The sequence below is a fragment of the uncultured Serinicoccus sp. genome, from assembly GCF_947500995.1.
Taxonomy (GTDB): Bacteria; Actinomycetota; Actinomycetes; order Actinomycetales; family Dermatophilaceae; genus Ornithinicoccus.
The window spans coordinates 560,579-583,741 of sequence record NZ_CANMUA010000001.1 but is presented as its reverse complement, the minus strand read 5'-3'; the positions used below and the strand labels follow the sequence as shown (position 1 = coordinate 583,741).

22 protein-coding genes and 2 tRNA genes are annotated in these 23,163 nt (G+C 75.1%); 18 read left to right on the top strand and 6 right to left on the bottom strand.

Translation table 11 applies throughout. From position 1 onward, the window contains the following. Positions 1 to 29 precede the first annotated feature (29 nt). From Q0967_RS02550 to Q0967_RS02535, 4 genes are all read left to right on the top strand, one after another. A complete protein-coding gene (locus Q0967_RS02550) occupies positions 30 to 449 on the top strand; it encodes a CrcB family protein (protein WP_298748976.1) in 420 nt (139 codons plus the stop codon). Beyond that, a complete protein-coding gene (locus Q0967_RS02545; protein WP_298748975.1) occupies positions 446 to 820 on the top strand; it encodes a CrcB family protein in 375 nt (124 codons plus the stop codon). Before Q0967_RS02550 ends, Q0967_RS02545 begins: the two co-directional genes overlap by 4 nt. A 118-nt stretch (positions 821 to 938) precedes the next feature. After that, entirely contained in the window at positions 939 to 2,150 is a 1,212-nt protein-coding gene (locus Q0967_RS02540; protein WP_298748974.1) for a metallophosphoesterase, read from the top strand. After that, complete coding sequence (locus tag Q0967_RS02535) at positions 2,147 to 4,963, top strand: AAA family ATPase (RefSeq protein WP_298748973.1); 2,817 nt, start codon at positions 2,147 to 2,149, stop codon at positions 4,961 to 4,963. The genes Q0967_RS02540 and Q0967_RS02535 overlap by 4 nt, the downstream gene beginning before the upstream one ends. 34 nt (positions 4,964 to 4,997) lie before the next feature. Here Q0967_RS02535 and Q0967_RS02530 read toward each other — a convergent pair whose 3' ends face one another. Next, complete coding sequence (locus Q0967_RS02530; RefSeq protein WP_298748972.1) at positions 4,998 to 5,465, bottom strand: OsmC family protein; 468 nt, start codon at positions 5,463 to 5,465, stop codon at positions 4,998 to 5,000. Positions 5,466 to 5,545: 80 nt separating this feature from the next. On the opposite strand from Q0967_RS02530, the gene Q0967_RS02525 reads away from it, so the two are divergent. The 3 genes from Q0967_RS02525 (at position 5,546) to Q0967_RS02515 (ending at position 6,882) form a co-directional block, all read left to right on the top strand. Further along, on the top strand, positions 5,546 to 6,010 hold the full coding sequence (locus Q0967_RS02525; protein ID WP_298748970.1) for an SRPBCC domain-containing protein: 465 nt from the start codon (positions 5,546 to 5,548) through the stop codon (positions 6,008 to 6,010). A gap of 160 nt (positions 6,011 to 6,170) precedes the next feature. Continuing rightward, positions 6,171 to 6,243 (top strand) — tRNA-Arg (locus Q0967_RS02520). Positions 6,244 to 6,270: 27 nt separating this feature from the next. Further along, on the top strand, positions 6,271 to 6,882 hold the full coding sequence (locus Q0967_RS02515; RefSeq protein ID WP_298748969.1) for a hypothetical protein: 612 nt from the start codon (positions 6,271 to 6,273) through the stop codon (positions 6,880 to 6,882). A 6-nt stretch (positions 6,883 to 6,888) separates the two neighbouring features. On the opposite strand, the gene Q0967_RS02510 is transcribed toward Q0967_RS02515, so the two are convergent. After that, on the bottom strand, positions 6,889 to 7,365 hold the full coding sequence (locus tag Q0967_RS02510; protein WP_298748968.1) for a GyrI-like domain-containing protein: 477 nt from the start codon (positions 7,363 to 7,365) through the stop codon (positions 6,889 to 6,891). Positions 7,366 to 7,454: 89 nt separating this feature from the next. On the opposite strand from Q0967_RS02510, the gene Q0967_RS02505 reads away from it, so the two are divergent. The 5 genes from Q0967_RS02505 (at position 7,455) to Q0967_RS02485 (ending at position 14,221) form a co-directional block, all read left to right on the top strand. Further along, positions 7,455 to 8,516: an aromatic acid exporter family protein gene (locus Q0967_RS02505; protein ID WP_298748967.1), complete on the top strand. Its 1,062-nt coding sequence runs from the start codon at positions 7,455 to 7,457 to the stop codon at positions 8,514 to 8,516. 74 nt (positions 8,517 to 8,590) lie between these two features. Further along, positions 8,591 to 8,935, top strand: a complete 345-nt coding sequence (locus Q0967_RS02500) for a UBP-type zinc finger domain-containing protein (RefSeq protein WP_298748966.1) — start codon at positions 8,591 to 8,593, stop codon at positions 8,933 to 8,935. A gap of 63 nt (positions 8,936 to 8,998) precedes the next feature. Further along, positions 8,999 to 10,261, top strand: a complete 1,263-nt coding sequence (locus tag Q0967_RS02495; protein WP_298748965.1) for an MFS transporter — start codon at positions 8,999 to 9,001, stop codon at positions 10,259 to 10,261. A gap of 70 nt (positions 10,262 to 10,331) precedes the next feature. Continuing rightward, entirely contained in the window at positions 10,332 to 13,904 is a 3,573-nt protein-coding gene (locus tag Q0967_RS02490; protein WP_298748964.1) for a DUF4011 domain-containing protein, read from the top strand. Beyond that, the gene (locus tag Q0967_RS02485; protein ID WP_298748962.1) at positions 13,904 to 14,221 is read left to right on the top strand and encodes a hypothetical protein; all 318 of its coding nucleotides are present in this window, start codon (positions 13,904 to 13,906) and stop codon (positions 14,219 to 14,221) included. Before Q0967_RS02490 ends, Q0967_RS02485 begins: the two co-directional genes overlap by 1 nt. Positions 14,222 to 14,292: 71 nt before the next feature. Here the strand turns inward: Q0967_RS02485 and mscL are convergent, their stop codons facing one another. From mscL to Q0967_RS02470, 3 genes are all read right to left on the bottom strand, one after another. Continuing rightward, positions 14,293 to 14,700, bottom strand: a complete 408-nt coding sequence (gene mscL / locus Q0967_RS02480) for a large conductance mechanosensitive channel protein MscL (RefSeq protein ID WP_298748961.1) — start codon at positions 14,698 to 14,700, stop codon at positions 14,293 to 14,295. Positions 14,701 to 14,833: 133 nt separating this feature from the next. Then, complete coding sequence (locus Q0967_RS02475) at positions 14,834 to 15,469, bottom strand: SAF domain-containing protein (RefSeq protein WP_299448940.1); 636 nt, start codon at positions 15,467 to 15,469, stop codon at positions 14,834 to 14,836. A 40-nt stretch (positions 15,470 to 15,509) separates the two neighbouring features. After that, positions 15,510 to 15,929 carry an FmdB family zinc ribbon protein gene (locus Q0967_RS02470; RefSeq protein WP_298748959.1) on the bottom strand — a complete coding sequence of 140 codons (420 nt, stop codon included), beginning with the start codon at positions 15,927 to 15,929 and terminating at the stop codon, positions 15,510 to 15,512. A gap of 60 nt (positions 15,930 to 15,989) precedes the next feature. Between Q0967_RS02470 and Q0967_RS02465 the strand changes: the two genes are divergently transcribed. Then, the gene (locus Q0967_RS02465; protein WP_298748958.1) at positions 15,990 to 18,674 is read left to right on the top strand and encodes a penicillin acylase family protein; all 2,685 of its coding nucleotides are present in this window, start codon (positions 15,990 to 15,992) and stop codon (positions 18,672 to 18,674) included. Here Q0967_RS02465 and Q0967_RS02460 read toward each other — a convergent pair whose 3' ends face one another. After that, on the bottom strand, positions 18,675 to 19,304 hold the full coding sequence (locus Q0967_RS02460; protein WP_298748957.1) for a 5-formyltetrahydrofolate cyclo-ligase: 630 nt from the start codon (positions 19,302 to 19,304) through the stop codon (positions 18,675 to 18,677). Between the two features lie 37 nt (positions 19,305 to 19,341). On the opposite strand from Q0967_RS02460, the gene glp reads away from it, so the two are divergent. From glp to Q0967_RS02435, 5 genes are all read left to right on the top strand, one after another. Beyond that, a complete protein-coding gene (glp, locus tag Q0967_RS02455) occupies positions 19,342 to 20,643 on the top strand; it encodes a gephyrin-like molybdotransferase Glp (protein ID WP_298748956.1) in 1,302 nt (433 codons plus the stop codon). Continuing rightward, positions 20,636 to 21,112: a cyclic pyranopterin monophosphate synthase MoaC gene (gene moaC / locus Q0967_RS02450; protein ID WP_298748955.1), complete on the top strand. Its 477-nt coding sequence runs from the start codon at positions 20,636 to 20,638 to the stop codon at positions 21,110 to 21,112. The genes glp and moaC overlap by 8 nt, the downstream gene beginning before the upstream one ends. 20 nt (positions 21,113 to 21,132) lie before the next feature. After that, a complete protein-coding gene (locus Q0967_RS02445; protein ID WP_298748953.1) occupies positions 21,133 to 21,735 on the top strand; it encodes a GNAT family N-acetyltransferase in 603 nt (200 codons plus the stop codon). Between the two features lie 152 nt (positions 21,736 to 21,887). Beyond that, positions 21,888 to 22,892 (top strand): hypothetical protein, encoded by a 1,005-nt coding sequence (locus Q0967_RS02440; protein WP_298748952.1) that lies wholly within the window; start codon positions 21,888 to 21,890, stop codon positions 22,890 to 22,892. Between the two features lie 60 nt (positions 22,893 to 22,952). Then, a tRNA-Ala gene (locus tag Q0967_RS02435) sits at positions 22,953 to 23,025 on the top strand. Positions 23,026 to 23,163 lie beyond the last annotated feature (138 nt).

The following is a 23,163-nucleotide window of genomic DNA, read 5'->3' as shown; positions in this document are numbered from 1 at the left end:
CAGTGTACGACCGCGGGTAGGGTCGCCCCGTGTCCTCGTCCCCAGGGTCCGCCCGGCACCCGCTGCACCCGCAGACCCTGGCGGCCGTCGCCGTCGGCGGGGCGGCGGGGTCCCTGCTGCGGTGGGTCGTCGAGTCGGTGCTCGTGCACGAGCCCGGGTCGGGCGGGTGGCCGTGGGCGACGATGCTGGTCAACGTGCTCGGCAGCGCGGCCCTGGCGTGGCTGGTCGTCCACGACGACCACGCCGCTCACGCGTGGTGGCTGCGGCCCGGGGTGGGCACCGGGCTGCTCGGCGGGTTCACGACCTTCTCCACGTATGCGGTGCAGGTGGCCGTCCTCGGGACGGTCGACCCGGTCACCTCCCTGCTCTACCTCCTCGCCACGGTGCTGCTCTGCGTCGGGGCCGCGGCGCTGGCCGGGGGAGCAGCGCTGCGGCGGGTCCGACGGTGACCGGCGTCCCCGCCCTGGTGGCGGTCCTGTGCATCGCCCTGGGCGGGGCCCTCGGTGCGGTGCTGCGCCACCTGGCCTCGCGGCCGCCGCTCGGACCCGTGCGCGGCGTGCTGGTCGTCAACGTCGTGGGGGCCGGCGCGCTGGGCGTGCTGGTCGGGCTGTCCGGGACCCTCGCCCCCTGGCTCCTCCTGCTCCTGGGCACGGGGCTGTGCGGGGCCCTGACCACGTGGAGCACCCTGGCGGTGCACACCTGGGAGATCGGGCGGCGGTCGCGGGGCCGGGCGGCGGCATACCTCGTCCTCACCCTCGCCCTCGGCATCCCGACCGCGCTGCTGGCCCGGGCCGCGACCGTCGCCGTCGTGGGGGCGTGAGGCCCTGCGCGCACGAGCCCCGGATCGCCGACACGGCCGGAGCCTGCCGGGGTCTGTCGGTGCGCTCTCCTACCGTGGGAGCGACACCCCGGCCGGAGACGAGAGGAGGGCGGACGAGATGGTGCGGATCCTGCACACCGCCGACTGGCAGATCGGGCTGACCCGCCGCTTCCTCGAGCCGGAGGCCCAGGCGCGGTTCAGCGCTGCCCGCGTCGAGGCGATCCGCGCCCTCGGGCGGGTGGCCCAGGAGCAGGGCTGCGCGCTCGTCGTGGTGAGCGGGGACGTCTTCGAGAGCAACCACCTCACCGGGCAGACGGTGCGTCGTGCCCTGGAGGCCCTGCGAGCGGTGCCGGTGCCGGTCTACCTCCTGCCCGGCAACCACGACCCGCTCGACGCCGCCTCCGTCTACAGCTCCGACGTCTTCACGCGCGAGTGCCCCCCGCACGTGCACGTCCTGGACGCCGCCGGGGTGCACGAGGTGGCGCCGGGGCTGGAGCTCGTCGCGGCACCCTGGGAGAGCAAGCACCCGGGGCGCGACCTCGTGGGCGAGGCGGTCGACCTGCTGCCCGAGGGCCCGGCCCCGGACGGTGTCGTGCGCGTGGTCGTCGGGCACGGAGGGGTGGACGACTTCGACCCGCAGTGGCGCGACGCGGCGACGATCCGCACGGCGTCCCTCGCGGCCGCGCTGGACGAGGGGCGGGTCCACTACGTGGCGCTGGGCGACCGGCACTCCCGCACCGCGGTGGCCGGCCGCGAGGACATCCACTACCCCGGCGCGCCGGAGCCCACCCGGGAGACGGAGGTCGACCCCGGGCACGCGCTCGTCGTCGACGTCGACCCCGGTCGGGCCGTGGGCGAGCGCGTGCAGGTGACGCCGCACCCCGTCGCGACGTGGCGTTTCCTCGTGCTCGAGCGGGAGGTGGACACCGACGCGGACCTGGACGCCCTGGACGCCGAGCTGCGCGGCCTGGTGGACAAGGACCGCACGGTCCTCTTCCTCAACCTGCGCGGCACCCTGACCGTCGCCCAGCACGCACGCCTCGAGGAGCTGCGGGAGCGGCACCGCGACCACCTCGGGGCGATGGTCGAGCGCGAGCAGCACCGCCAGGTCGTGGTCGTCTCCGACGACGAGGTATGGCGTGAGCTCGGCCTGGGTGGCTACCTCGCGGCGGCGGTCGACGAGATGCAGAGCCAGGCGCTGGAGCAGCCGCAGGCACCAGCACCGGCGCCGGCCTCCGGGGACGGTTTCGTCGTCGGCCGGGCCGACGACGAGGAGAGCGCCCGGGACGCACTCTCGCTGCTCTACCGGCTGAGCAGGAGCAGGTCATGAGGCTGCACCGGATCACCCTGCGCGACGTGCGTGGCGTCACCGCCCGCACCGTCCACCTCCCGGAGAGCGGGGTGGTCGTGGTGGAGGGGCCCAACGAGATCGGCAAGTCGACCCTGCTGGAGGCCTTCGACCGGCTGCTGGACCTCAAGGCCACGTCGCGCAGCGCGAGGGCCCAGGCGCTGCAGCCGATCGGGCGCGACGTGGGCCCGTTCGTCGAGGCCGAGTTCACCATCGGTGGGACCCGGGTGCGGCTGGCCAAGCAGTGGCTGCGCAGCCCGCGCACCGAGCTGGAGGTGCTGGGCGAGCGCCCCGAGCAGCTGGCCGGGTCGGCGGCGCAGGCACGCCTGGAGCAGCTCGTCTCCCACCTCGACACCACCCTGTGGGACGCGCTGCGGCTGGCTCAGTCCGACGACGGCACCCTCGTGCCGTTGATGTCCAGCGGTGTGCTCCAGCAGGCGCTGGACTCCGCGGCGGACGCGCACCTGCACGACGGCGACGGCGAACAGGTGCTGGGCCTCGTCGAAGAGGAGTACCTCCGCTACTTCACCGCACGGACCGGCAGGCCCACGGGGGACTACCGGGGGGCCATCGAGGCCTACCACGCCGCGCAGGCCGAGGTCGCCGAGGCGCACCGGCGCCTGGTCGAGGCCGAGGACCTCCTGGACCGCCAGCAGCGGGCGCGGGAGGCCGTCGGTCGGGCGGTGCAGCAGGTGGGCGTCCGCGAGGGCGACCTGCGTGACGCCCGCGAGCGGGCCGATGCGGTGGCCGAGGTGGTGGCCGGGCACGAGCGGGCCGCGGACCGGTTCGAGCGCGCTCGCACGGCCGCCGAGGCGGCCCGGCAGGCGCACGCGCACCGCCACGAGCGGGTCGAGGGCGTGGCGCGCCTGGACGAGGTGGTGGCGGCGCTCGAGCAGCAGCTGGCCGACCTCGCCGACCGGGGCGAGGCGCTGCGGGAGCGGCTCACCACGGCGCAGGGGGACCTCATGAGCGCCGAGGCCGCACTGGAGGAGGCCGAGGATCTGCTGGAGCAGGCGCGGGACGCGCGCGAGGCGGCCGACCGACGCCTCGAGCTCGGTCGCTGCCGCACCGAGCTGAGCGGGCTCGAGCAGGTGGTGGCGACCCTGCAGGAGCAGCTGCAGGTCGTCCTGCGCGAGCGGGCCGCCGGCCCCGGGTCGCTCGTCACCGAGGCCCAGCGCCAGGAGGTCGACCGGCGGGCGCAGGAGGTCGACGTGCTCCGGGCGCGACACGAGGCCGCCAGTGCCGCGGTGCGCGTCGAGGCGTCGTCCTCCGGCGTGAGGGTGGGCGCGGTGGACGGGTCCGGCGTCGCCGCCACCGACCTCGGGGCGGGGCAGGCGTGCGAGCTGACGGCGACCGACGACCTCGAGGTGATCGTGCCGGGAGCGGCCCGGGTGGTGGTCCGCTCGCCGGACGGGGACGCACGCCGGGCCGAGCTCGAGGGGGCGCGCACGACCCTGACCCGCACCCTGCAGGACCTGGGCTGCGAGAGCGTCGAGGAGGTCCGGGCTCGGGCCGTCGCCGCGGCGGAGGCGGCCGAGCGGCTGCGCGACGCCGAGCGCGACCTCACCTCCATGCTCGCCGCACGTGGGATCCGCGAGCCGGACCGGCGCGAGGCCCTCGCCTCGGGGTGCCTGCCGCCCGCCCTGCAGGACCGGGTCCGGGCCTGCCGCGAGCGGGTGGCGCTCCTCGAGGCCGGGGTGGCCGGCCCGGGTCGCGACCCGGGTGCCCGCCAGCCAGGCCCGCCCACCGGGGCGGACGACGCCGGGGGCGGCGACGGTGGGTGGGAGGTCACCGAGGAGCAGGACCAGCGTGCGGGGGCGGCGGCGGTGGAGGCCGAGCGAGCTGCCGGCCGCCGCGTCCGGCAGGCGCGAGAGGCCCGTCGCGACGCCGCCGCCACGGCCGCCGCGGCGCGGGACGAGGCCGCCGCGGCGACGGCCGCCCTGGACCGGCTGCACGGCCGCCTCACGAGCGAGCGCCCCCGCCTGGAGCAGGAGAGGCAGCTGCTGGAGCGCGAGCGGGCAGAACGCCCGGACGAGGTGCTGCTCGACCTCGCCCGGGACCGCACGGAGGCGCTCGAGACGGCCCGCGACGAGCTCCGCCGCGCCGAGGACGCCGTGCGTGCCGCGGACGTCCCGGGTCTGGCCGCGCGGGTGCAGGCGGCACAGGTGGCGCTCGGCCACGCCCGGGACGACGTGGAGCAGGCCCGCGAGCGGCTGCACACCCTCACCGGCCAGGTCGAGCTGGCGGCCGGCGAGGGTCGACAGGAGCTCTACTCCCTCGCCGAGTCGGCGCTCGAGGACGCCGAGCGACGCCTCGGCGGCCTGGACCGCCGGGCCCGCGCGGTGCGACACCTCCGCAGCACCCTGCGCGAGCACCGCGAGTCGGCGCACCGGGCCTACGTCCGGCCCTTCACCGACGCGCTCGAGCGGCTCGGGCGACAGGTCTACGGGCCGACCTTCGCCGTCACGGTCGACGAGCAGCTGAGCGTGCGCGCCCGCACGCTCGACGGGCTGACGGTGCCCTTCGAGGAGCTCTCCGGCGGAGCCAAGGAGCAGCTCGGCATCCTCGCCCGGATCGCCGTGGCGCATCTGGTGGACCCCGCCCAGGGGGTGCCGGTGGTCATCGACGACGCGCTGGGCTACTCCGACCCGCAGCGCCTCGAGCAGATGGGCCGGGTCTTCTCCTTCGCCCGGGGCACGGCCGGTGAGGACGTCCAGGTCATCCTGCTCACCTGCACCCCGGACCGCTACGCCGCGATCCCCGACGCCCACACGGTCCGGCTGGCGGCCTCCTGACCGGAGCGGGCGAGGCTCCTGCTCCGCTCGAGGCTCACCCGGCCACCCGGGTCGTGGGCTCGTGGTGCACCGGGAAGTTCACCGAAGCGGCGATGAAGCACGCCTGTGCGGCCTCGGCGTGCAGCTGCGGCACGAGGTCCAGGTGCCCGGGGTCGGCCACCGTGACGACCGGTCGCAGCCGGACCTCGGTGAACCGGCCCCCGAGCCCGGACTGCTCCATCGTGCCCACCGGTGCGTCCTCGTAGTCCACGACCGTGACCCCACGGGTGACGGCGACGTGCAGCAAGGACAGCAGGTGGCACTCGCTCAGGGCGGCGACGAGCAGGACCTCGGGGTTCCACCGTGCCCGGTCGCCACGGAAGGCCCGGTCGGCGGAGAGCTCGAGGTCCGGCATACCCGTGCTGCGGGCCAGCACGGCCCGGTCGTAGTCGCGGTACCCGGACGTCCCCGTCCCGCGGTTGCCCGTCCACGTCAGCTCCAGCGCGAAGGTGTGCGTCGCCATGGGGCCAGCGTGCCACGCGTCGGCGGAGGCAGGCTCGGCCTCAGGTCGCGCGAGCCCGGCCCGCTCGTTAGCGTCGGGGTATGACTGATCAGACGAGCCTCACCGTCAGCCGCACCATCGACGCGTCCGCCAAGGACGTGTTCGAGGTGCTCACCCTGCCGGACAACCACGTCGGGATCGACGGGTCCGGATTCGTCCTGTCCGTCGACCACGGCGACCGCATCACCTCGACCGGGCAGACCTTCCGGATGAACATGAGCGGCGACCACATGGGTGGCGACTACCAGACCGACAACCACGTCACCGGCTACGACAAGGACAAGCTCGTGGCCTGGCAGACCGCGCCGGCCGACACCGACCCGCCCGGCTGGGAGTGGGTCTGGGAGCTCACCCCGCAGGGCCCGGACCACACCGAGGTCCGGCTGACCTACGACTGGGGCAAGGTCACCGATCAGGCGCTGCTCAAGAAGGTCAGCTTCCCGCTCGTCTCCGAGGAGGAGCTGGAGACGAGCCTGGGCAACCTCGCCGCCGCCACCACCGGCTGAGCCCCGTACCTCCCTCGACGCCCGCCGTGCCCCTGTCGCACGGCGGGCGTCCGTCGTCGGTCTGCCCGGCCACCGGCAGCCCGTCGGGCAGCGACCTGGCCGTGGCCGCCGCGGTCGGCGTGAGACGATGGGCCGGTTCCGGCGCCCTCGGGCCCGGTCCGCCCTCGTAGCTCAGGGGATAGAGCACCGCTCTCCTAAAGCGGGTGTCGCAGGTTCGAATCCTGCCGGGGGCACGTGCTGACGCATCCCGGAGGCACCCGGTGAGCCAGGACCGGGAGGCGGAGTGGGAGGAGCGCCTCGCGCTGCCCGTCGTGGTCGCGGCCCTCGCCTCCGTCCCCGCCGTCTTCCTCACCCTGTTGGACGACCCCTACGCCACCGTGGGCGCCGTCACCAACTGGCTCACCGGAGCGGTCCTGCTCGCCGAGACCCTCATCCTCTTCCTCGTCGCCGGCGACAAGCGGGCGTGGGTCCGCCGCAACTGGTGGCTGATCCTGCTCACGGTCGCCGTGGTGCTCGCCGTGGTCCTGGCCGTCGGCCCCCTCCAGCTGCTCCGGCTGCTGCGCGTGGTCGGCGCGCTGCGGCTGATCCGGGCCGGCCGGATCCTCAAGGCGGGCAGGTTGCTGCGCCAGCGGCTCGGGCTGACCGGCCGGTGGCAGCAGGTGCCCGGCATCCTGGCGACCGTCCTGGTCACTGCTTTCGTCACCGTGGTGCTGGCCGACCCGACCTCCCAGAGCCGGGTGCTCCTGGAGCAGCTGCTCGGCAGCACCGCCGCGACGGTCGCCACCGTGGTCGCCGGCGTGCTCCTGGGTGCCGCGACCTTCGTCGTGGTGCGTCAGCGTCGGCAGGAGACGGGGAAGGAGCAGGTCCGGTGAGGCGGGTCACTCCTGCCGGGTGACGAACCAGCTCAGCCGGGTCTGCACCGTGTCCGGGTCGACGTCGGGACCGGGCTCGGTGAGGTACTCCTCGAGCATGCCGCCCCCGGCGTCCAGACCGTGCGACCGGACCCAGTCGACGAGCCGCTGCCAGGACTCGCCGAGGTCGTCGTAGGACCCTTCGTGCACGAGCTGGGCGGCCTGCCCGCCGGGCAGCTGCAGGGTGTCGACCGGTGCCGTGGGGACGAAGGACAGGTCGACCTCGTGCCCCACCTGGACGTCGGTGGTGTCCCCGGGGGGACCGAGGAACCAGGCGAAGGCGGGCCCGCCGGGTGCCAGGTGCTGGCTCTCCAGCTGGCGGTGCAGGGTCCGGAAGGCGCTGTCGAAGAAGGACCGCACCTCCTCTGAGGGGAGGCCGAGTCCGGAGACGACGGCGACGTGCCGCGGGTCGATGGTCACGAGGGTGGGTGCGTGCTCGGTCATGCTGCATCCTCTCGCGTCCGGGCCGTGGCCGGTGGCCGGGGTGGCATCGCTGCTGGTGCGACCCCGGGACGGATGTCATAGTCAGGGCCATGCCCACCCGTTCCCAGCGCCTGCGGCGCTGGCTCAGCCGGCCTGACGTCCGCAGCGACCTCGTCCAGATCCTCAAGAGCGTGCTCGCCGCGGTGGCGGCGTGGCTCGTCGCCGACACGCTGCTCGACCTCGACCAGGCCTTCCTCGCCCCCTGGACCGCACTCCTGACGGTGCACGCGACCGTCTACCGGACGGTGTCCCGAGGGACCCAGGCCGTGCTCGCCACCTCCGTCGGGGTCGTGCTCGCGTTCGCCGCCGTGCAGGTGGGCGGCCACGGCACCCTGACGCTCGGGCTAGCGCTGCTGCTGGCGATGGGCTTCGCCCGGGTGGGGCTGCTGCGGCACGAGGGGATCACCGTGGCGACCACCGTGCTGTTCGTCATCACCGCCTCGACCGACACCAGCTGGAGCGGCCTGGGCGACCGGCTGGCCGCCACCGCCATCGGCGTGGTGCTGGCCCTGGTCGTCAACACCGTCCTCGCCGCCCCCCTGCGCGACGAGAGCGCTCGGCAGCAGGTGGGGGAGATCGACCGCGGTCTGGGCCAGCTCCTGCGGGACATGGCTGCGGGGCTGCGGGACCAGGCCGACGACGCGCCCACCGGGGACTGGGTGGACCGCACCCGGACCCTGGACCGGAGGCTCGACAGCGCCTGGCGGCTGGTCTACGAGGCGCAGGAGAGCACGTGGGGCAACCCGCGCCGGCGCCGTGCCTCCAGCAGCGAGGAGCTCTCGCGGGTGCTCACCCGGCTGGAGGAGGGCATCGCCCAGGTGCGGGGGATGTCCCGGCTCGTGCACGAGTCCGCGGTCGCCGCCGAGGAGTGGGACCCTGCCTTCCGCGACCCCTTCATCGAGCTGCTCGACGAGCTGGGTCGGCGCGTGGAGGACCCCGAGGCGGACGTGCAGGAGCTGCGCTCCTGGACCGACCGGCTGGCCTCGGACCTGTCCGACGGAGGGCTGCCGGACCTGCGCTGGCCGCTCTACGGCGGCCTCATCGAAATGGCGCGGGCCATCATCACCATCGTGGACGACGTCGCGACCTCGGAGGTCGTCCGCTCCGGCTGAGGCGCGCGGGCCGGGTGCTGTCGGCCCTACCCTGGGGTATCGGTGACACCACGAGGCGAGACGGGCAGGACGACATGAGCAACGAGCTGATCGACCCCACCGTGCCGCCCAGCGGCACCGGGTGCGTGGAGTGCCTGGACGGCGGCGGGTGGTGGGTGCATCTGCGGCGCTGCGCCGGGTGCGGCCACGTCGGGTGCTGCGACTCCTCCCCCTCGCAGCACGCCACGGCCCACGCGCGGGCCACCGGGCACGCCGTCGTCCAGAGCTTCGAGCCGGGGGAGGAGTGGTTCTGGGACTACGACAGGGGCGAGGTGGTCGACGGTCCGCCGTTGGCCGGTCCCACGAGCAGGCCGGTGGACCAGCCGGTGCCCGGTCCGGCCGGGGCGGTGCCGTCGGACTGGCGCCGGCAGATCCGCTGAGTCGCCGAGACCGGCCGTGCAGCCGGTGTGGGCGGGGGCCGCTGCTGCTGGGATAGTGCTGGCATGAGCGAGCCGGTGAGCAGTCCCGCCTCGGTGCAGTCGCGCACCGTGCTGACCCTCATGGGCAGCCAGACGCTCGGTGGCATCGGGGTGGCCAGCGGGATCGCCGTCGGGGCGATCGTGGCCGCGGACGTCAGCGGCCGCGACGCGCTGTCGGGACTGGCCACGACCACCCAGGTGCTGGGGGGAGCGCTGTTCACCATCCCCATCGCGGCGCTCATGGGGCGGCACGGGCGCCGCGTCGGCCTGGCGACGGCATACCTCGTCGGGGGGGTGGGTGCCGCCCTCGCGATCACCGCGACCGCGACCGGCACCTTCTGGCTGCTGCTCCTCGGCACCACCCTCTTCGGCGCCTCGACCACGGCCAACAGCCAGGCGAGGTATGCCGCGACCGACCTCGCCGCGCCCGAGCGCCGCGGGCGGCAGCTGAGCTGGGTGGTGTGGGCGACGACCATCGGCTCCGTCCTCGGGCCCAACATGGTCGGGCCCGGCAAGGCGGTCGCCGGGATGCTCGGGCTGCCCCCGCTGGCCGGCGCCTGGGTCTTCTCCTGCCTCGGCTTCCTCCTGGCCGCGGTGCTCCTGCACGTCCTGCTGCGCCCCGACCCGCTGCTCACCGCCCGCCGGCTGGCCCGGGCGGAGACCGACCGCCCGCCGGGACGGGAGGGCAACGTCGTCGACGGGCTGCGGATCATCGCGGCCACGCCCACCGCGCTGTGGGCCACCTCCGCGGTCACCGTCGGGCACGTCGTCATGGTGGCGGTCATGGTCATGACCCCGCTGCACATGCGGCACGGGCAGGCGGAGATCGAGCTCATCGGGCTGGTCATCAGCCTGCACATCCTCGGGATGTACGGCCTCGCGCCCGTCACCGGCCAGCTCACCGACCGCCTGGGGGCGCGCCCGGTGGTCCTCCTCGGGGTCGGGCTGCTGGTGCTCGCCTGCCTCTTGGCGGCGCTCAGCCACGCCGGCTTCTCGGCGGGTCTCACCGCGGGCCTCGTGCTGCTGGGGCTGGGCTGGTCCTGCACCTTCGTGGCCGGCTCCGGCACGGTGGCCGGGTCGGTGCCCGTCGGCCAGCGGGCCTCGGTGCAGGGCGCTGCCGACCTGGTCATGGGTCTGACCGCCGCGGTGGGGGGCGCCCTGGCCGGGGTCGTCATGGACGTCTTCGGGTATGCCGTGCTCTGCGCGGTCGCCGCCCTCGCCGCTACGGGGCTCGCGGCTTACACCGTGGCGCGCGGTGACCGCGAGCGGAGCCCGGTCGGGGTGTAGGCGGCCCGCGGGACGGCCACGCGGGTGTGGCGGAGGCGGCGTTGCCGCCGGGAGTCGTTAGCCTGTGTCGGTGAGTTCGCTGCGTCCCCCCCACACCCTCGACGAGGCCCGTGTCGAGGCGGTCCAGCGCGCCCGGACGCGCTGGCGCCACGAGGTCGCCGAGCTCGGGGGTGCCAACACGCTGCTGTGGCACCGCACCTCCCTCACCGGCACCTTCGACCTCAACCTCGCGCACCCCGGAGGGGTTGCCAAGCTGCTGTCGGGTCGCCCGACGCCGCTGTCGGACCTGGTGCGCGAGCAGGTGGCGTTCACCGACGCGGCCCGCCGGCTGGGCGGCATCCGCGACAAGGTCACCGAGATGCGCCGGGAGCACGGGCTGGAGACGAGCTTCCTCGCCATCGGCCTGGCGACCTGGACCCTGCACCGCGTGCCGGTGCCGCCGCGCGCCCCCGTGCTGCTGCGCGCGTGCACCATCACGCCGACCGACGCGGCCCACTCCGACTTCGTGCTCGAGCTGCACGAGGACGTCGTCTTCAACCCGGTCCTCGAGCACTACCTCCGCAGCGAGGCGCACCTCCAGCCCGACCCGGCGCTGCTGGCCGGGCTGTCCGCCCAGAGCCACGGCTTCGACCCCCGGCTGACCTATCGCGCGCTGGAGGACATCTGCGTCGAGATGGCCGGCTTCGCCATCGGCCCGCAGATGGTCATCAGCACCTTCCCGTGGGCCAAGCTGCCCCTGGTGACGTCCTACACCGGCGACCCGGAGCCGCTGGCCACCCACGACGTGGTCGCCGCGCTCGCGGGCGCCGACGTGCGGCTGGCCAACACGTCCCCCGACCAGGAGCGCGCCGACGACCCGGCCCGGGAGCTCAGCGCCCTGGACGCCGACGCCTCCCAGCGTCTCGTCGTGGACGAGGTCTCCCACGGTGGCGACCTCGTCCTCGACACCCCGTCCGGCACCGGCGCCACCCAGACCATCGCCAACGTCGTCGTCGGTGCGCTCTCCGAGGGCCGCACGGTCATGGTGTGCTCGGAGGACCGCACCTCCCTCGAGGCGCTGCGCCGACGCCTGGACCACGTGGGGCTGGGTGACCTGTGCCTCCACCTGGCCGAGGACCCCGCCTCCATGCGCCAGACGCTGGCGCGGGTGCGGCACACCCTGGACCGCCTGCCCGCCGAGGACGAGCCGGACCTCGGCCCGGACCCCCTTCCGGCCCGTGCCGACGCCCTCTCCGTGCTCCGTCGGGAGCAGGAGGTGCTGCACCGCGAGCACGCGCCCTGGTCGCTCAGCCTGGCCCGGACCGAGGACGACCTCGCGGCGCTGGCCACCCTGGCGCACCCGCCGGCGTCCCGCGTCCGGCTGCCGCTGGACGTCCTCGGCGAGCTCACCGAGGAGGAGCTCTCCGCCGTCACCGACGCCCTCATCGAGGCCGCCGACTGCGGGGCCTGGTCGGCGGCGCGCACCGAGGACCCCTGGTATGCCGCGCGCCTGGCCAGCGAGGACGAGGCCGCCCGAGCCACCGAGATCGTCGGGCGTCTGGTCACCGGCGAGTTCAGCACGGCCCGCGAGCAGGCCGACGCCGTCTGCCGCGCCGCCGGGATGCCGGCGCCGGCGACCCTCGCCCAGTGGGCGCACCGGCTGGGCCTGATCGCCCGGGCGAGCGAGACCCTCGACCACTTCTCCCCCGGGATCTACGACGCACCGCTGGACGACATGGTCGCGGCCACCGCGGACCGGGACGACGTGGAGCAACGCCCCGGAGCGGTGGCCCGGGCCCGGCTGCGGCGCCAGGTGCGGCAGCAGCTGCGCCCGGGGACGCCCCCGCCCGAGCTCGCCCACCGGGTCCGCATGGCGCGGGACGAGCATCGGGAGTGGGAGGAGGTGGCCGGCAAGGCCGCCCGGCCCACGGCCCCCGAGGGCTGGGACGAGGCGCTGGCCGCGCACGCCCCGCTCGGGGAGGACCTCGCCTGGCTGGAGCAGGTCCTCACCGGGACCTCCGCCGGGCACGAGCTGTCGACCACCCATCTCGACACGGTGCTGGAGCGGCTCGTGCGCCTCGACGCCCGTGCCGAGCGCGCGGCCGTCGCGGCGCAGGCGCACCCGCTGCTGGCGCCGCTGCGTGAGCGCGGTCTCGGCGAGCTGGTCGACGACCTCGCCCGGCGCGGGGTGCCCGCCGATCGGGTCACCCCCGAGGTGCGTTTCGTGCACCGCAGCTCGGTGCTGGACCACCTCACCTCCGACTCGGTGCCGCAGCAGGTCGGCGGCGAGGCGGTGCGCGAGGCCGAGCGGTCCTTCCGGTCCGCCGACCGCGCGCACCTGCACCGCAACGCCCTGCGTGCGCGACGAGCCGTGCTGCGGCGGCTGCGCCGGACCCTCACCGGGCACGCCTCCCAGCTCGGTGCCTGGCAGCGTGCCCTGGACGCGAGCCGGGTGGGTGCCGTCGACTCGCGCGACATCATCAGCCGTGCGCCGGACGTCGTGCTGGCCGCGGCCCCCGTGCTGCTCACCAGCCCGCTCGCGGTGCCGGCCGTGCTGCCACCCGACCTCACGGTCGACCTCGTGGTCGTGGACCACGCCGGGCGCACGACGACGGCGCGCTCGGCACCCGCGCTGGCCCGGGGGCGACGGGTGCTCGTCGTCGGAGACAGCGGCGGCCCCGGGCCCCGCGACTTCTCCGTCGTGGCCGACCCTCGGGCCGAGGCGGCCCCGGGTGCGGCCACGGTGCCCTCCCTGCTGCGCGACGCGTCGGCCGTGCTGCCGGTGCGCCACCTGGCGGTGCACTACCGCGCCCTCGACCAGGGGCTGGTGGCGCCCCTGGCCCCGCTCATGCCCCGGCCCGTGCACTCCTTCCCCGGGGTCGACCGGGTCCCGAGCGTGCGCGAGCACGTCGTGCAGGGGCACGTCAGCATCCGGGTGGAGGCAGCCGTCCGGCTCGTGCTCAAGCACGCCCGGTCCGGACCCGAGAGCCTCCTGCTCGTCACCGACGACGAGGCCGGCGCCGAGGACGCGGGGATCGCGCTGCGGCAGGCCATGCGGGGCGGCGAGCTCCCCGCCTCGCTCTCGGACGACGAGCAGGACAGCGAGGCCTTCCTCGTGCTGCCGGTGCACCGTGTCGCCGGGCAGACCAGGGACCGGGTGGTGTGGCTCGGGTCCCCGGAGGGCGTCACGACACCGGAGACCGCCGGTGCCGTGCTCGCGGCGGCGCGGCGCAGCGTCGACCTGGTGACCGAGGCCCCGGTCGAGACCTGGCCCGAGGCGGCCACCCACGGCGCCCGCATCGTGGCCCGCGCGCTCGTCCCCGACGCCGAGGAGCACGGGCACGGCTCGGCCGTGCTCGCCGAGCTCGTCCGCCGGCTGCGCGCCGAGGGTCTGGACGTGCGCGAGGGCGTCGGCCACGGCCCGCACGCCGTCGACCTCGCGGTGGTCGCCGAGGACGACCCGCACCGCTATGCCGTCGCCGTCGACGGTGACGGGCGGTCCGCCGCGGGAGCACCCGGCAGGGACGACGTGCGGTTGCGGCACGAGCAGCTCACCCGGATGGGGTGGACCCCGGTGCGGGTCCGCACCACCGACGTGTTCACCGACCCCGCCCGCGAGGTGGCCCGGGTCCTGCACGCCCTGCGCGAGCAACCGAGACGCTGATGTCCGCCGGCACCGACGAGCGACGCCAGGACGCCCATGACGCCCGGGTCACGCTCCAGGGCGAGGGCGAGGGCGAGGGCGAGGACGTCGGGACCGGCGGAGCACCCGGTGGTGGCGCGCGGCGACCCGGCCGACGGCATACCCGTGGGCGCGTGGTCGCACCCCCGACCAACCCGGCCGCCGACCAGACCGACGACCCCCCGACGCCCGGTCGGCGCGAGCGCGAGGCGCGCCGCGCGGGCGACGGGGCGGCCGCGACCCGGCTCGACCCCCGGGACAGCTGGATCCTCGAGCAGCGCCCCCCGCACTGGGACTGACGGCGCTCACCACCGCACCGGACGCGTGGTCGGAACGCGCGTCCGGTGCGGTCAGACGTCCGTCCGGTGAGTCAGGTGGTGGCGTCGGGGCGGCGCTGGGCCAGCAGGTCGCGGATCTCGCGGAGGGTGGCCACCTCCTCGGAGATGACCTCCTCCTCGACCGCCTTGGTGCGGTTGATGCGCTCGGTGATCCGGTTCATGGGGCCGACGAGCACGAAGTAGACGACCGCCGCGGTGATGAGGAAGACGATGACCGCGTTGATGATGGCCGCGAAGTCCATCGCGGTGTCGGGTCGACCGCTGATGATCTCGAGCTTCAGCCCCTCGACCTGCGCGCCGCCGGCGGCGTTGAGCAGGGGGGTGATGATGTTGGAGACGATGGTGTCGACGACGGCCGCGAAGGCGGAGCCGACGACGACCGCGACGGCCAGCTCGATGACGTTGCCGCGCAAGATGAAGTCCTTGAAGCCGCTGAGCATGGCCTCTCCTCTCGGGTCGCGCGCAGGGCAGGACGGTGCGCACATGGTGGTGTCGGATGTGGGTGGCCCGCGCCGTGACTCGCCCCTGGCGCCACGGCAGGAGTATAGGCGGAGCCGGGCGACCCGCCCACCCCTACGGAGGAGGCGGCCGCAGGGCCACGCTCAGGGCCGCGCCCACCGGGTCGGCACCGCGTGCCGCGGCCAGCCCGACCGCCGTGTCCTCCTCCACGGCCAGCCACAGTCCCGCAGCCTCCCCGCCCCGCACCTGCAGGACGAGCGCCTCCCGGGCGACCACGGACCCCTCGACCGGCGAGTGCACGTCGACCACGTCGCCGGAGCCCATCGCCTCGGCGAGGGCCGCCTCACCCAGGGGCACGAAGACCGCCACCCGGCCGGGGAGGCCCTCGAGCAGGGCAGAGGTGCGCAGGTCGGCGACGCTGAGGATCTCGCCGGCCTGCAGCGGGACGGCCGCCCGGGCGTCGCCGGCGGGGAGCTCCCGGAGCGCCCCGGCCGGCAGGGCCGACTCCGGCAGGTGGCGCAGCTCGGTGTCCCCCTCGCCCAGCGGTGCACCCACCGGGAGGGTTCGGGCCGCCACCACGGCGGCCACGTCCTCGGGCCGGGGCTGGGAGACGACGAGGTGGAGACCTCCGCCGACGACCAGCGCGGCCAGGCCCGCGGCCACCCACCGACGGGCGGGCAGCGCGAGCGAGGGGCGCACGGTGCGCCTGCTGCGCGGTCGGCCGGGGGAGGGTCCTGCTGCTGGGGTCACCCCGGCGACTCTAGGCGCCGCTGACCTCGCCGGCCAGGGCTCAGGCGGAGCCTGTGGACGACGGGCCCGAGCCCCCGGAGGATGTGGACGTCGTCGTGGTGCCGGAGCTGCCCTTGGGGGAGGATCCGCCGCTGCCGGACGAGCCCGACCCTGACCCGCCGGATCCGCCGGCCGAGCTGCCGGACCCCCCGGACTCGCCGGACCCCGACCCCCCGGACCCGCCCTTGTCGCCCGAGCTCCGCTCGGACCCACCGGAGGTCGAGCCGCCGCTCCCGGACCCCGAGCCCCGCGAGTCCGTGCGGTAGAAGCCGGAGCCCTTGAAGACGACCCCGACCGCGCTGAAGACCTTGCGCAGCCGCCCCTCGCACTGGGGGCAGACGGTCAGGGCGTCGTCGGTGAACGCCTGCTGGATGTCGAAGGCGTGACCGCAGTCCTTGCAGGCGTATGAATACGTGGGCACGAGCCCGGATTCTACGTCGCCTCCTGACCGCACCGTGCACCGTCACCTAGGCTGGGGGCCGTGTCCCGTCCCCTCTGGCAGCGTCTGGCCGTGCCGATCGCGGCGATCCTCGTGGTCGTGGTGGTGGCCACCGCCGTCATCGCGGTCGGTCTGACCCGGCGCGGTTTCCCGCAGGTCTCGGGGGAGCAGGAGCTGGCCGGGCTCGGTGCGCAGGTGGAGGTGGTGCGGGACGACCTGGGGGTGGCGCACATCTACGCCGACACCGCCGAGGACCTCTTCCGGGCGCAGGGCTTCGTGGCTGCCCAGGACCGCTTCTTCCAGATGGACCTGCGGCGGCACATCGTCAGCGGCCGGCTCAGCGAGCTGGTGGGAGAGGGGGGCCTGGAGACGGACCGGGTCATCCGCACCCTCGGCTGGCGCCGGGTCGCCGAGCAGGAGCTGTCGCTGCTCTCGCCGGAGGCGCGCACCTACCTCGCCGCCTACGCCGCCGGGGTCAACGCCTACATCGACAGCCGCAGCGGTCCCTCGGCCATGGGCATCGAGTACGTCCTGCTCTCCTCCAACGCCCCGGGCTACATGGTGCGTCCGTGGGACGAGGTGGACTCGCTCGCCTGGCTGAAGGCGATGGCCTGGGACCTGCGGGGCAACTACGCCGACGAGCTCGCCCGCGGACGTCTCGTCGGCCAGCTGTCGTTGGACCAGCTCGAGACCCTCTACCCCGACTACCCCTTCGACCAGCACCCGCCCATCCTGGACCGCAGCGAGTGGAGGCCGCCGCAGACCTCGCCGACGGGGGTCACCGACAGCCGGAGCGGGACCAGGGGCACGGTGCTCGCCCCGGTGCCGGGGCAGTCCGACGCCGCCGACCTCGTGGGTCGCGGCGACCCGGTGGCCCCGGACGGCCCGATCTCGGACGAGACGCGCCAGTGGCTCGCCGGGCCGGCGCAGGACGCCTTCGCGGACACCGCGTCCGCCCTGGCGGCCGTGCCCGAGCTCATGGGCTCCGGCGAGGGGATCGGTTCCAACTCCTGGGTCGTCTCCGGGGACCACACCGAGACGGGTATGCCGTTGCTCGCCAACGACCCGCACCTCGCGATCTCCCAGCCCGGGATCTGGATGCAGAGCGGTCTGCACTGCCGGGAGCTGAGCGAGGAGTGCCCCTTCGACGTCACCGGCTTCACCTTCGCCGGGCTCCCGGGGGTGGTCATCGGCCACAACCGTTCCATCGCCTGGGGCTTCACCAACCTCGACCCCGACGTCACCGACTTCTACCTCGAGGACACCGTGGACGACACGGTGCTGCGCGACGAGGACTACGTCCCCATGGACGTGCGCACCGAGACGATCCGGGTGGCCGGAGGCGACGACGTCGAGCTCACCGTGCGGGAGACCTCGCACGGCCCGATCGTCTCCGACGTGCTGGAGGACGTCGGCCTGATGGGGGACAACGGACCGCTCGACGGGGTCGCGACCTCCCGGGACTTCGAGGTGGCGCTGCGGTGGACCGGCCTGGAGCCCGCCCGCACCGCCGACGCCGTCTTCGCCCTCAACGCGGCCGGTGACTGGGACGAGTTCCGCTCCGCGGCGCAGCTGTTCGCCGTGCCCTCCCAGAACCTCCTCTACGCCGACACCGAGGGCAACATCGGCTACCAGGCCCCGGGCCTGGTCCCGGTCCGCCGCAGCGCGACCTACTCGACCCCGCCCGGTTACTACCCGGCCCCCGGCTGGGACGACCAGTACACCTGGCGCGGGTGGGTGGACTTCGAGGACCTCCCCACGGCCTACAACCCCGAGGACGGCATCGTCGTCGCCGCCAACCAGGCTGTCGTGCGAGGGTCCACGCCGTTCCTCACCACGGAGTACGACAAGGGATACCGCTCCACCCGCATCCTGGAGCTGCTGCGCTCACGGCTCGAGCAGGGGCCGCTCACGGGGGCGGACATGAGCGAGATCCAGCTCGACGACGTCAGCACCTTCGCGCTCGACATGGTGCCCTACCTCACCGAGGTCGACCTCGAGGGCGACTTCTACACCGCGCCGCAGGACCTGCTGCGGGACTGGGACGGCAGCAGCCCGGCCGACGGCGACCAGACCGCTGCCGCGGCCTACTTCTACGCCGTCTACGACAACCTGCTCGAGGCGGTCTTCGACGACGAGCTGCCGCCGGACCTCGGCGCGACCGGCAACTCCCGGTCCATGCAGATCGTGGTCGACCTCATGGCCTCCCCCGAGAGCGTGTGGTGGGACGACCAACGCACCCCCGGCGTCATCGAGTCGCGCGACGAGGTGCTGCGCACCGCCATGGTGGACGCGCGGCTCGACCTCACCCGGCAGATCTCCAAGGACCCCGCGGACTGGAGCTGGGGGGAGCTGCACCGCGCCCACCTGCGCCACCAGGTGCTCGGCGAGGAGGGCGTGCCCGGGGTGGTGCAGGACCTCGTCAACCGCGGCCCCTTCCCGGTGCCGGGCAGCAGCGCCATGGTCAACGCCATGAACTGGGACGCCAGCACCGGCAGCTTCGACGTCACCTCGGCCCCGTCCATGCGCATGGTCGTCGACCTCGCCGACCTCGACGCCTCCACCTGGGTCAACCAGACCGGCACCTCCGGCCACCCCTTCCACCCCAACTACGACGACCAGACGCGGGCCTGGATCGAGGGCGACACCTACCCGTGGGCCTTCACCCGGGCCGCGGTGGACGAGGCCGGGACGCAGACGCTGACCCTGGTGCCCGACGAGGGCTGATCAGGGCAGGGGCAGGCGCAGCACCCCCGTCGCGGGTCGCAGCACGGCGTCCACGACCGCGTCGTGACCGGCGGCCGGCACCTGGGGGACGACCTCGTGGTCGTGCAGGACGAGGACGACCGGCGCACCTCCGGAGAGCCGGCGCAGCCGGGGGAGGACGGTGTCGTAGTACCCCCCACCCTGACCGAGCCGGACCCCGGCCCGGGAGGCCGCGAGCCCGGGCACGAACGCCAGGTCGACCTCCCGCAGCACCCCCTCGCCCAGGCGGACGCGTCCCGGGTCGTCGAGGTCGACCCAGTCCAGCCGGGGCCGCTGCAGCGTGACCGGCACGAGCACCCGCACCCCCGCCTGCCGCAGCGCATCGGTCAGCCCCCGGACCGGTGGCTCGGTGCGCATCGGCTCGTAGGCGGTGACGGTCGCCCCGGCGAGACCGTCGCGACCGTGCGCGACGGCATACCTCCGCAGGTGCTCGAGCCCCGCCTCCGCGAGCGCCCGCGTCGCGGTGTCGCGCTCCTGCTCGGACCACCCGTCGACGAGCCCGCGGCGGGCGGCCCGCACCGCGGTGCGCCAGGTCGCCTTGTCGGCGGCCACGTCGCCCGAGGGGCGGTAGTCCGGCAGCGCACCACTCATACGGCCCGATTGTGGCCCATGCTCCTAGGGTGGGGCCATGAGATCCGTCGACGAGCACCTGGACGCCGTGCTGGCTCAGATCGAGCCGGTCCCCGCCGTCACCCTGCCGGTCCGCCGCACGCTGGGCCTGGTCACCACGGCGGACGTCCGCAGCCTGGCCGACCTGCCGCGCTTCGACAACTCCTCGATGGACGGGTATGCCGTGCGCCGGGCCGATCTCGAGGGCGCCTCCTCCGAGAGCCCGGTCGTGCTGCCGGTCACCGGGGACGTGGCGGCGGGCGACCAGGCACGCCACGAGATGGTGCCGGGCCAGGTGTGGCGCATCATGACCGGCGCCCCCATGCCGGACGGGGCCGACGCCGTCGTCAAGGTCGAGGACACCGACGGGCACCCGCACGAGCCGCAGCTGCGGGTGCACCCCGAGGAGGGTGCCCACATCCGGCGGGCGGGCGAGGACATCCGCGCCGGTGACCTCGTGCTGCCGGCGGGCAGCCGCATCGGGGCCGGTGAGATCGCGGCGCTGCTCTCGGCGGGGGTCCAGGAGGTGGAGGTGATCAGGCCGGTGCGGGTGGCGATCCTGTCCACCGGGGACGAGCTGGTGCGCCCGGGCGAGCCGGTCGGGCCGGGGCAGATCGTCGACTCCAACGGTCCCATGCTGGAGGCCCTCGTGCGCGGGGCCGGCGCCCACGTCGTGCACCTCGGCCACCTGCCGGACGAGGAGGGCGCGACCCGCCGCCAGCTGCACCGCCAGCTCGACCACGCCGACGTCGTCATCACCACCGGCGGGGTGAGCAAGGGCGAGTTCGACATCGTCAAGAAGGTGCTCAGCGGGCAGGGGACGATGGAGTTCGTCGAGGTGGCGATGCAGCCGGGCAAGCCGCAGGGCTTCGGGGTGCTGGGACGGCGCGACGTGCCGGTCTTCACGCTGCCGGGCAACCCGGTGAGCACCCTCGTCAGCTTCGAGGTCTTCGTGCGCCCGGCGCTGCAGCGGCGCGCGGGGAGGGACGAGGGTGGCCGGCGGACCACCGGTCTCGCGACGACCGGGTGGCGCAGCTCGCCGGACCGGCGGACCTACACCCGGGTCCGGATCGACCGCGACCCCACCGGCGCGTATGCCGTGTCCCCGGCGGGCGGTGCCGGATCGCACCTCGTGGCCGCGCTCGCCCGGGCCGACGCGCTGGCGATCTCCGACCCCGAGGCCACGGAGGTCGCCCCCGGGTCCGAGGTGGAGCTGCTGCTGCTGCGGCCGCGCGCGGAGATCGACGCGCGGCTGAGGAGCCAGCGCGAGCAGGAGGAGTCCGGGCGGGCCGGGGCCGAACGGGGCGACGGCGATGAATGACCCGCTCACCCACCTGCGGGCCGACGGGACGGCCCACATGGTCGACGTCAGCGGCAAGGAGGTCACCGCGCGCACGGCGACCGCGCGCGGGCGCGTCGACCTCTCGGAGGAGGCCGTCGCGGCGCTCCGCGGTGGGACGGTGCCCAAGGGTGACGCCCTCGGTGTCGCGCGCGTCGCGGGCATCCAGGCCGCCAAGCGCACGCCCGACCTGGTGCCGTTGTGCCACCCGGTGGCCATCCACGGCGTCACGGTGGACCTCGAGGTCGACGACGGCGGCGTGGAGATCACCGCGACCGTGCGCACCGCGGACCGGACCGGCATCGAGATGGAGGCGCTGACCTGCGTCAGCGTGGCCGCGCTCGCGCTCATCGACATGGTCAAGGCGGTCGACCGGCTGGCCGTCGTGACCGGCGTCAGGGTGGTCGCCAAGTCCGGCGGGCGCTCCGGGGACTGGGTGCGCCAGGAGTGAGCTGGGCGTGGCCGGTGCGGGTGAGCCAGGAGCTCCCGGACGGTCGGCAGCTCACCCTGCGCGGGCTGAGCCGCGCCGACCGCGCGGGGTGGGAGGACCTGCGCCGCCGCAACGCCGCCTGGCTGCGGCCCTGGGAGTCGACGGCACCGCAGGACCGCTCGGGGGGTCTGCCCTTCCACCAGATGCGCCGGGTCAACGACCGTGCGGCCCGCGACGGGTTGACCCTGCCCTTCGTCATCGACGTGGACGGCCGCGTCCTGGGCCAGATGCAGCTCTTCGACGTGCTCTGGGGGGCCCGGCGCTCGGGGTGGGCGGGCTACTGGCTGGACCGGGGGGCCACCGGCCGGGGGGTGGCGACCTGGGCGCTGGCCGCCCTGGTCGACCACGCGCTGCTCGAGGTGGGCCTGCACCGCGTCGAGGTCGCCATCCGGCCCGAGAACGCCGCGTCCCTCGCGGTCGTGGCCCGCCTCGGCATCCCCGAGGAGGGGCGGCAGCGGGGGCTCATGCACGTCGACGGCGGATGGGCCGACCACCGTTCCTTCGCGGTCCTCGCCGAGGACCTGCGCCCGGGCGGGTACGCCCCGGGGGGCCTGGTCGCGAGCCTGCACGGCCGCGCCGGCTGAGCGCGCACCCGACCGTGTGCCCTCGTGGCCCTCGTCGGGCCACGGACGCGCACGGCTGCGCACACGGCCGCCCCCACCAGGCACAGGAGAAACTCCGGCGACACTCCGGCGACCTCAGCGGATCGTCCCGGCGGGACGCCTACCGTGGTCTCGTGCCCCCGGTCAGCAGTCTCATCTTCGTCGTCATCCTGGCGGTGTGGGCTGTCTACCTGGTCCAGCACTGGGTGCGCCGCCGCGAGCACCTCGCGACGGCCCGGTCGGTCGACCGATTCTCCGAGGCCATGCGCGTCCTGGAACGGCGACGCGCGCTGCCCCGCCCGGACGTGGCCGACCAGGCCCCCGCCGCCTACACCGTCTCGCCGCTGCGACCGGCCCGCCCCGAGGTCACGGTCAAGCGCGGCGGGCGCCCGGCAGCCGCCCGACAGCCCGCGGGCGCGACCGCCGTGGGTCCGAGCCCTGCCGTGCGCCGGGCCCGCCGAGCCGCCCGGCTGCGCGCCGTGGCGCTGCTCGGCGCGTCGGTCGTCATGGTCGCCCTGGTCTCGCTCGGGGTCAGCCCCGTGCTGGGGTGGTGGTGGAGCTTCGCCGGTGTCGGGGTGCTCGGCGTGACCCTCCTGCTCGTGCGCCGCTCGGCCCGCGCGGGCCGCAGGCGCCCTCGCTCGGCCGCCCCCGGCCGTCCGGCCGCCGGCCGTGCCGCGGTCGGCGACGGTCCCGGTCGTCGTGCCGACAGCGCTCCCGCGCGCGCCGGACGACCGGCCGCCGACGACGCCGGCGCACCGGTCAGCACGACGCCGCAGGCGCAGGACTCCCCGCTCGCGGCGCAGGCCCGGGCCGCCGCCGGAGCGGTCGCCGCCGCGCGTCCGGCCCGCCGCGCGGTGGACCTCGAACCGGCCCGACCCGCCCTATTCGACATCGACGAGGTCGAGGCCGGACTGGCTCCGGCACCGACCCGGACCGCGGTGGCCGACGAGCCCGCGCCGGCCGAACCGGGCTCGTGGAGCCCGACCCCGGTGCCGCCGCCGACCTACACCCTCAAGGCCCGCGCCTACCGCGGTGCTCCCCAGCCCAGCAGCGGTTCCGGCCAGCTCCCGGCGGACGGCACGGAGATGGCGCTGGAGGAGGAGTTCGAGGACCTCCCCCGCATCGACCGCGTGGGCTGACCGGTGCCACCGGCGTTTGGGTCGGCGCCGGGCTGGTCTGTATAGTCTGGACACGCACACGGGGCTGTGGCGCAGTTGGTAGCGCGTCTCGTTCGCAATGAGAAGGTCAGGGGTTCGATTCCCCTCAGCTCCACCCGGTGACCGAGAAACGGCCCCGCCCACGGGCGGGGCCGTTTCTCGTCCCCCGGGGCCACGCGGACCCGCGTCCGGACTACGCTGACCCCGCACCAGCGCACCCCCGGCGCGGTGCGTGCCCGACCCACGAAGGGAG

What these genes read in the sequence shown, in the direction of transcription:
- Q0967_RS02540 (WP_298748974.1), top strand. Translation starts at nt 939, where the DNA reads ATGGTGCGGATCCTGCACACCGCCGACTGGCAGATCGGGCTGACCCGC.
- Q0967_RS02535 (WP_298748973.1), top strand. Translation starts at nt 2,147, where the DNA reads ATGAGGCTGCACCGGATCACCCTGCGCGACGTGCGTGGCGTCACCGCC.
- Q0967_RS02530 (WP_298748972.1), bottom strand. Translation starts at nt 5,465, where the DNA reads ATGGCGACGCACACCTTCGCGCTGGAGCTGACGTGGACGGGCAACCGC.
- Q0967_RS02525 (WP_298748970.1), top strand. Translation starts at nt 5,546, where the DNA reads ATGACTGATCAGACGAGCCTCACCGTCAGCCGCACCATCGACGCGTCC.
- Q0967_RS02510 (WP_298748968.1), bottom strand. Translation starts at nt 7,365, where the DNA reads ATGACCGAGCACGCACCCACCCTCGTGACCATCGACCCGCGGCACGTC.
- Q0967_RS02505 (WP_298748967.1), top strand. Translation starts at nt 7,455, where the DNA reads ATGCCCACCCGTTCCCAGCGCCTGCGGCGCTGGCTCAGCCGGCCTGAC.
- Q0967_RS02500 (WP_298748966.1), top strand. Translation starts at nt 8,591, where the DNA reads ATGAGCAACGAGCTGATCGACCCCACCGTGCCGCCCAGCGGCACCGGG.
- Q0967_RS02495 (WP_298748965.1), top strand. Translation starts at nt 8,999, where the DNA reads ATGAGCGAGCCGGTGAGCAGTCCCGCCTCGGTGCAGTCGCGCACCGTG.
- Q0967_RS02485 (WP_298748962.1), top strand. Translation starts at nt 13,904, where the DNA reads ATGTCCGCCGGCACCGACGAGCGACGCCAGGACGCCCATGACGCCCGG.
- mscL (WP_298748961.1), bottom strand. Translation starts at nt 14,700, where the DNA reads ATGCTCAGCGGCTTCAAGGACTTCATCTTGCGCGGCAACGTCATCGAG.
- Q0967_RS02460 (WP_298748957.1), bottom strand. Translation starts at nt 19,304, where the DNA reads ATGAGTGGTGCGCTGCCGGACTACCGCCCCTCGGGCGACGTGGCCGCC.
- glp (WP_298748956.1), top strand. Translation starts at nt 19,342, where the DNA reads ATGAGATCCGTCGACGAGCACCTGGACGCCGTGCTGGCTCAGATCGAG.
- moaC (WP_298748955.1), top strand. Translation starts at nt 20,636, where the DNA reads ATGAATGACCCGCTCACCCACCTGCGGGCCGACGGGACGGCCCACATG.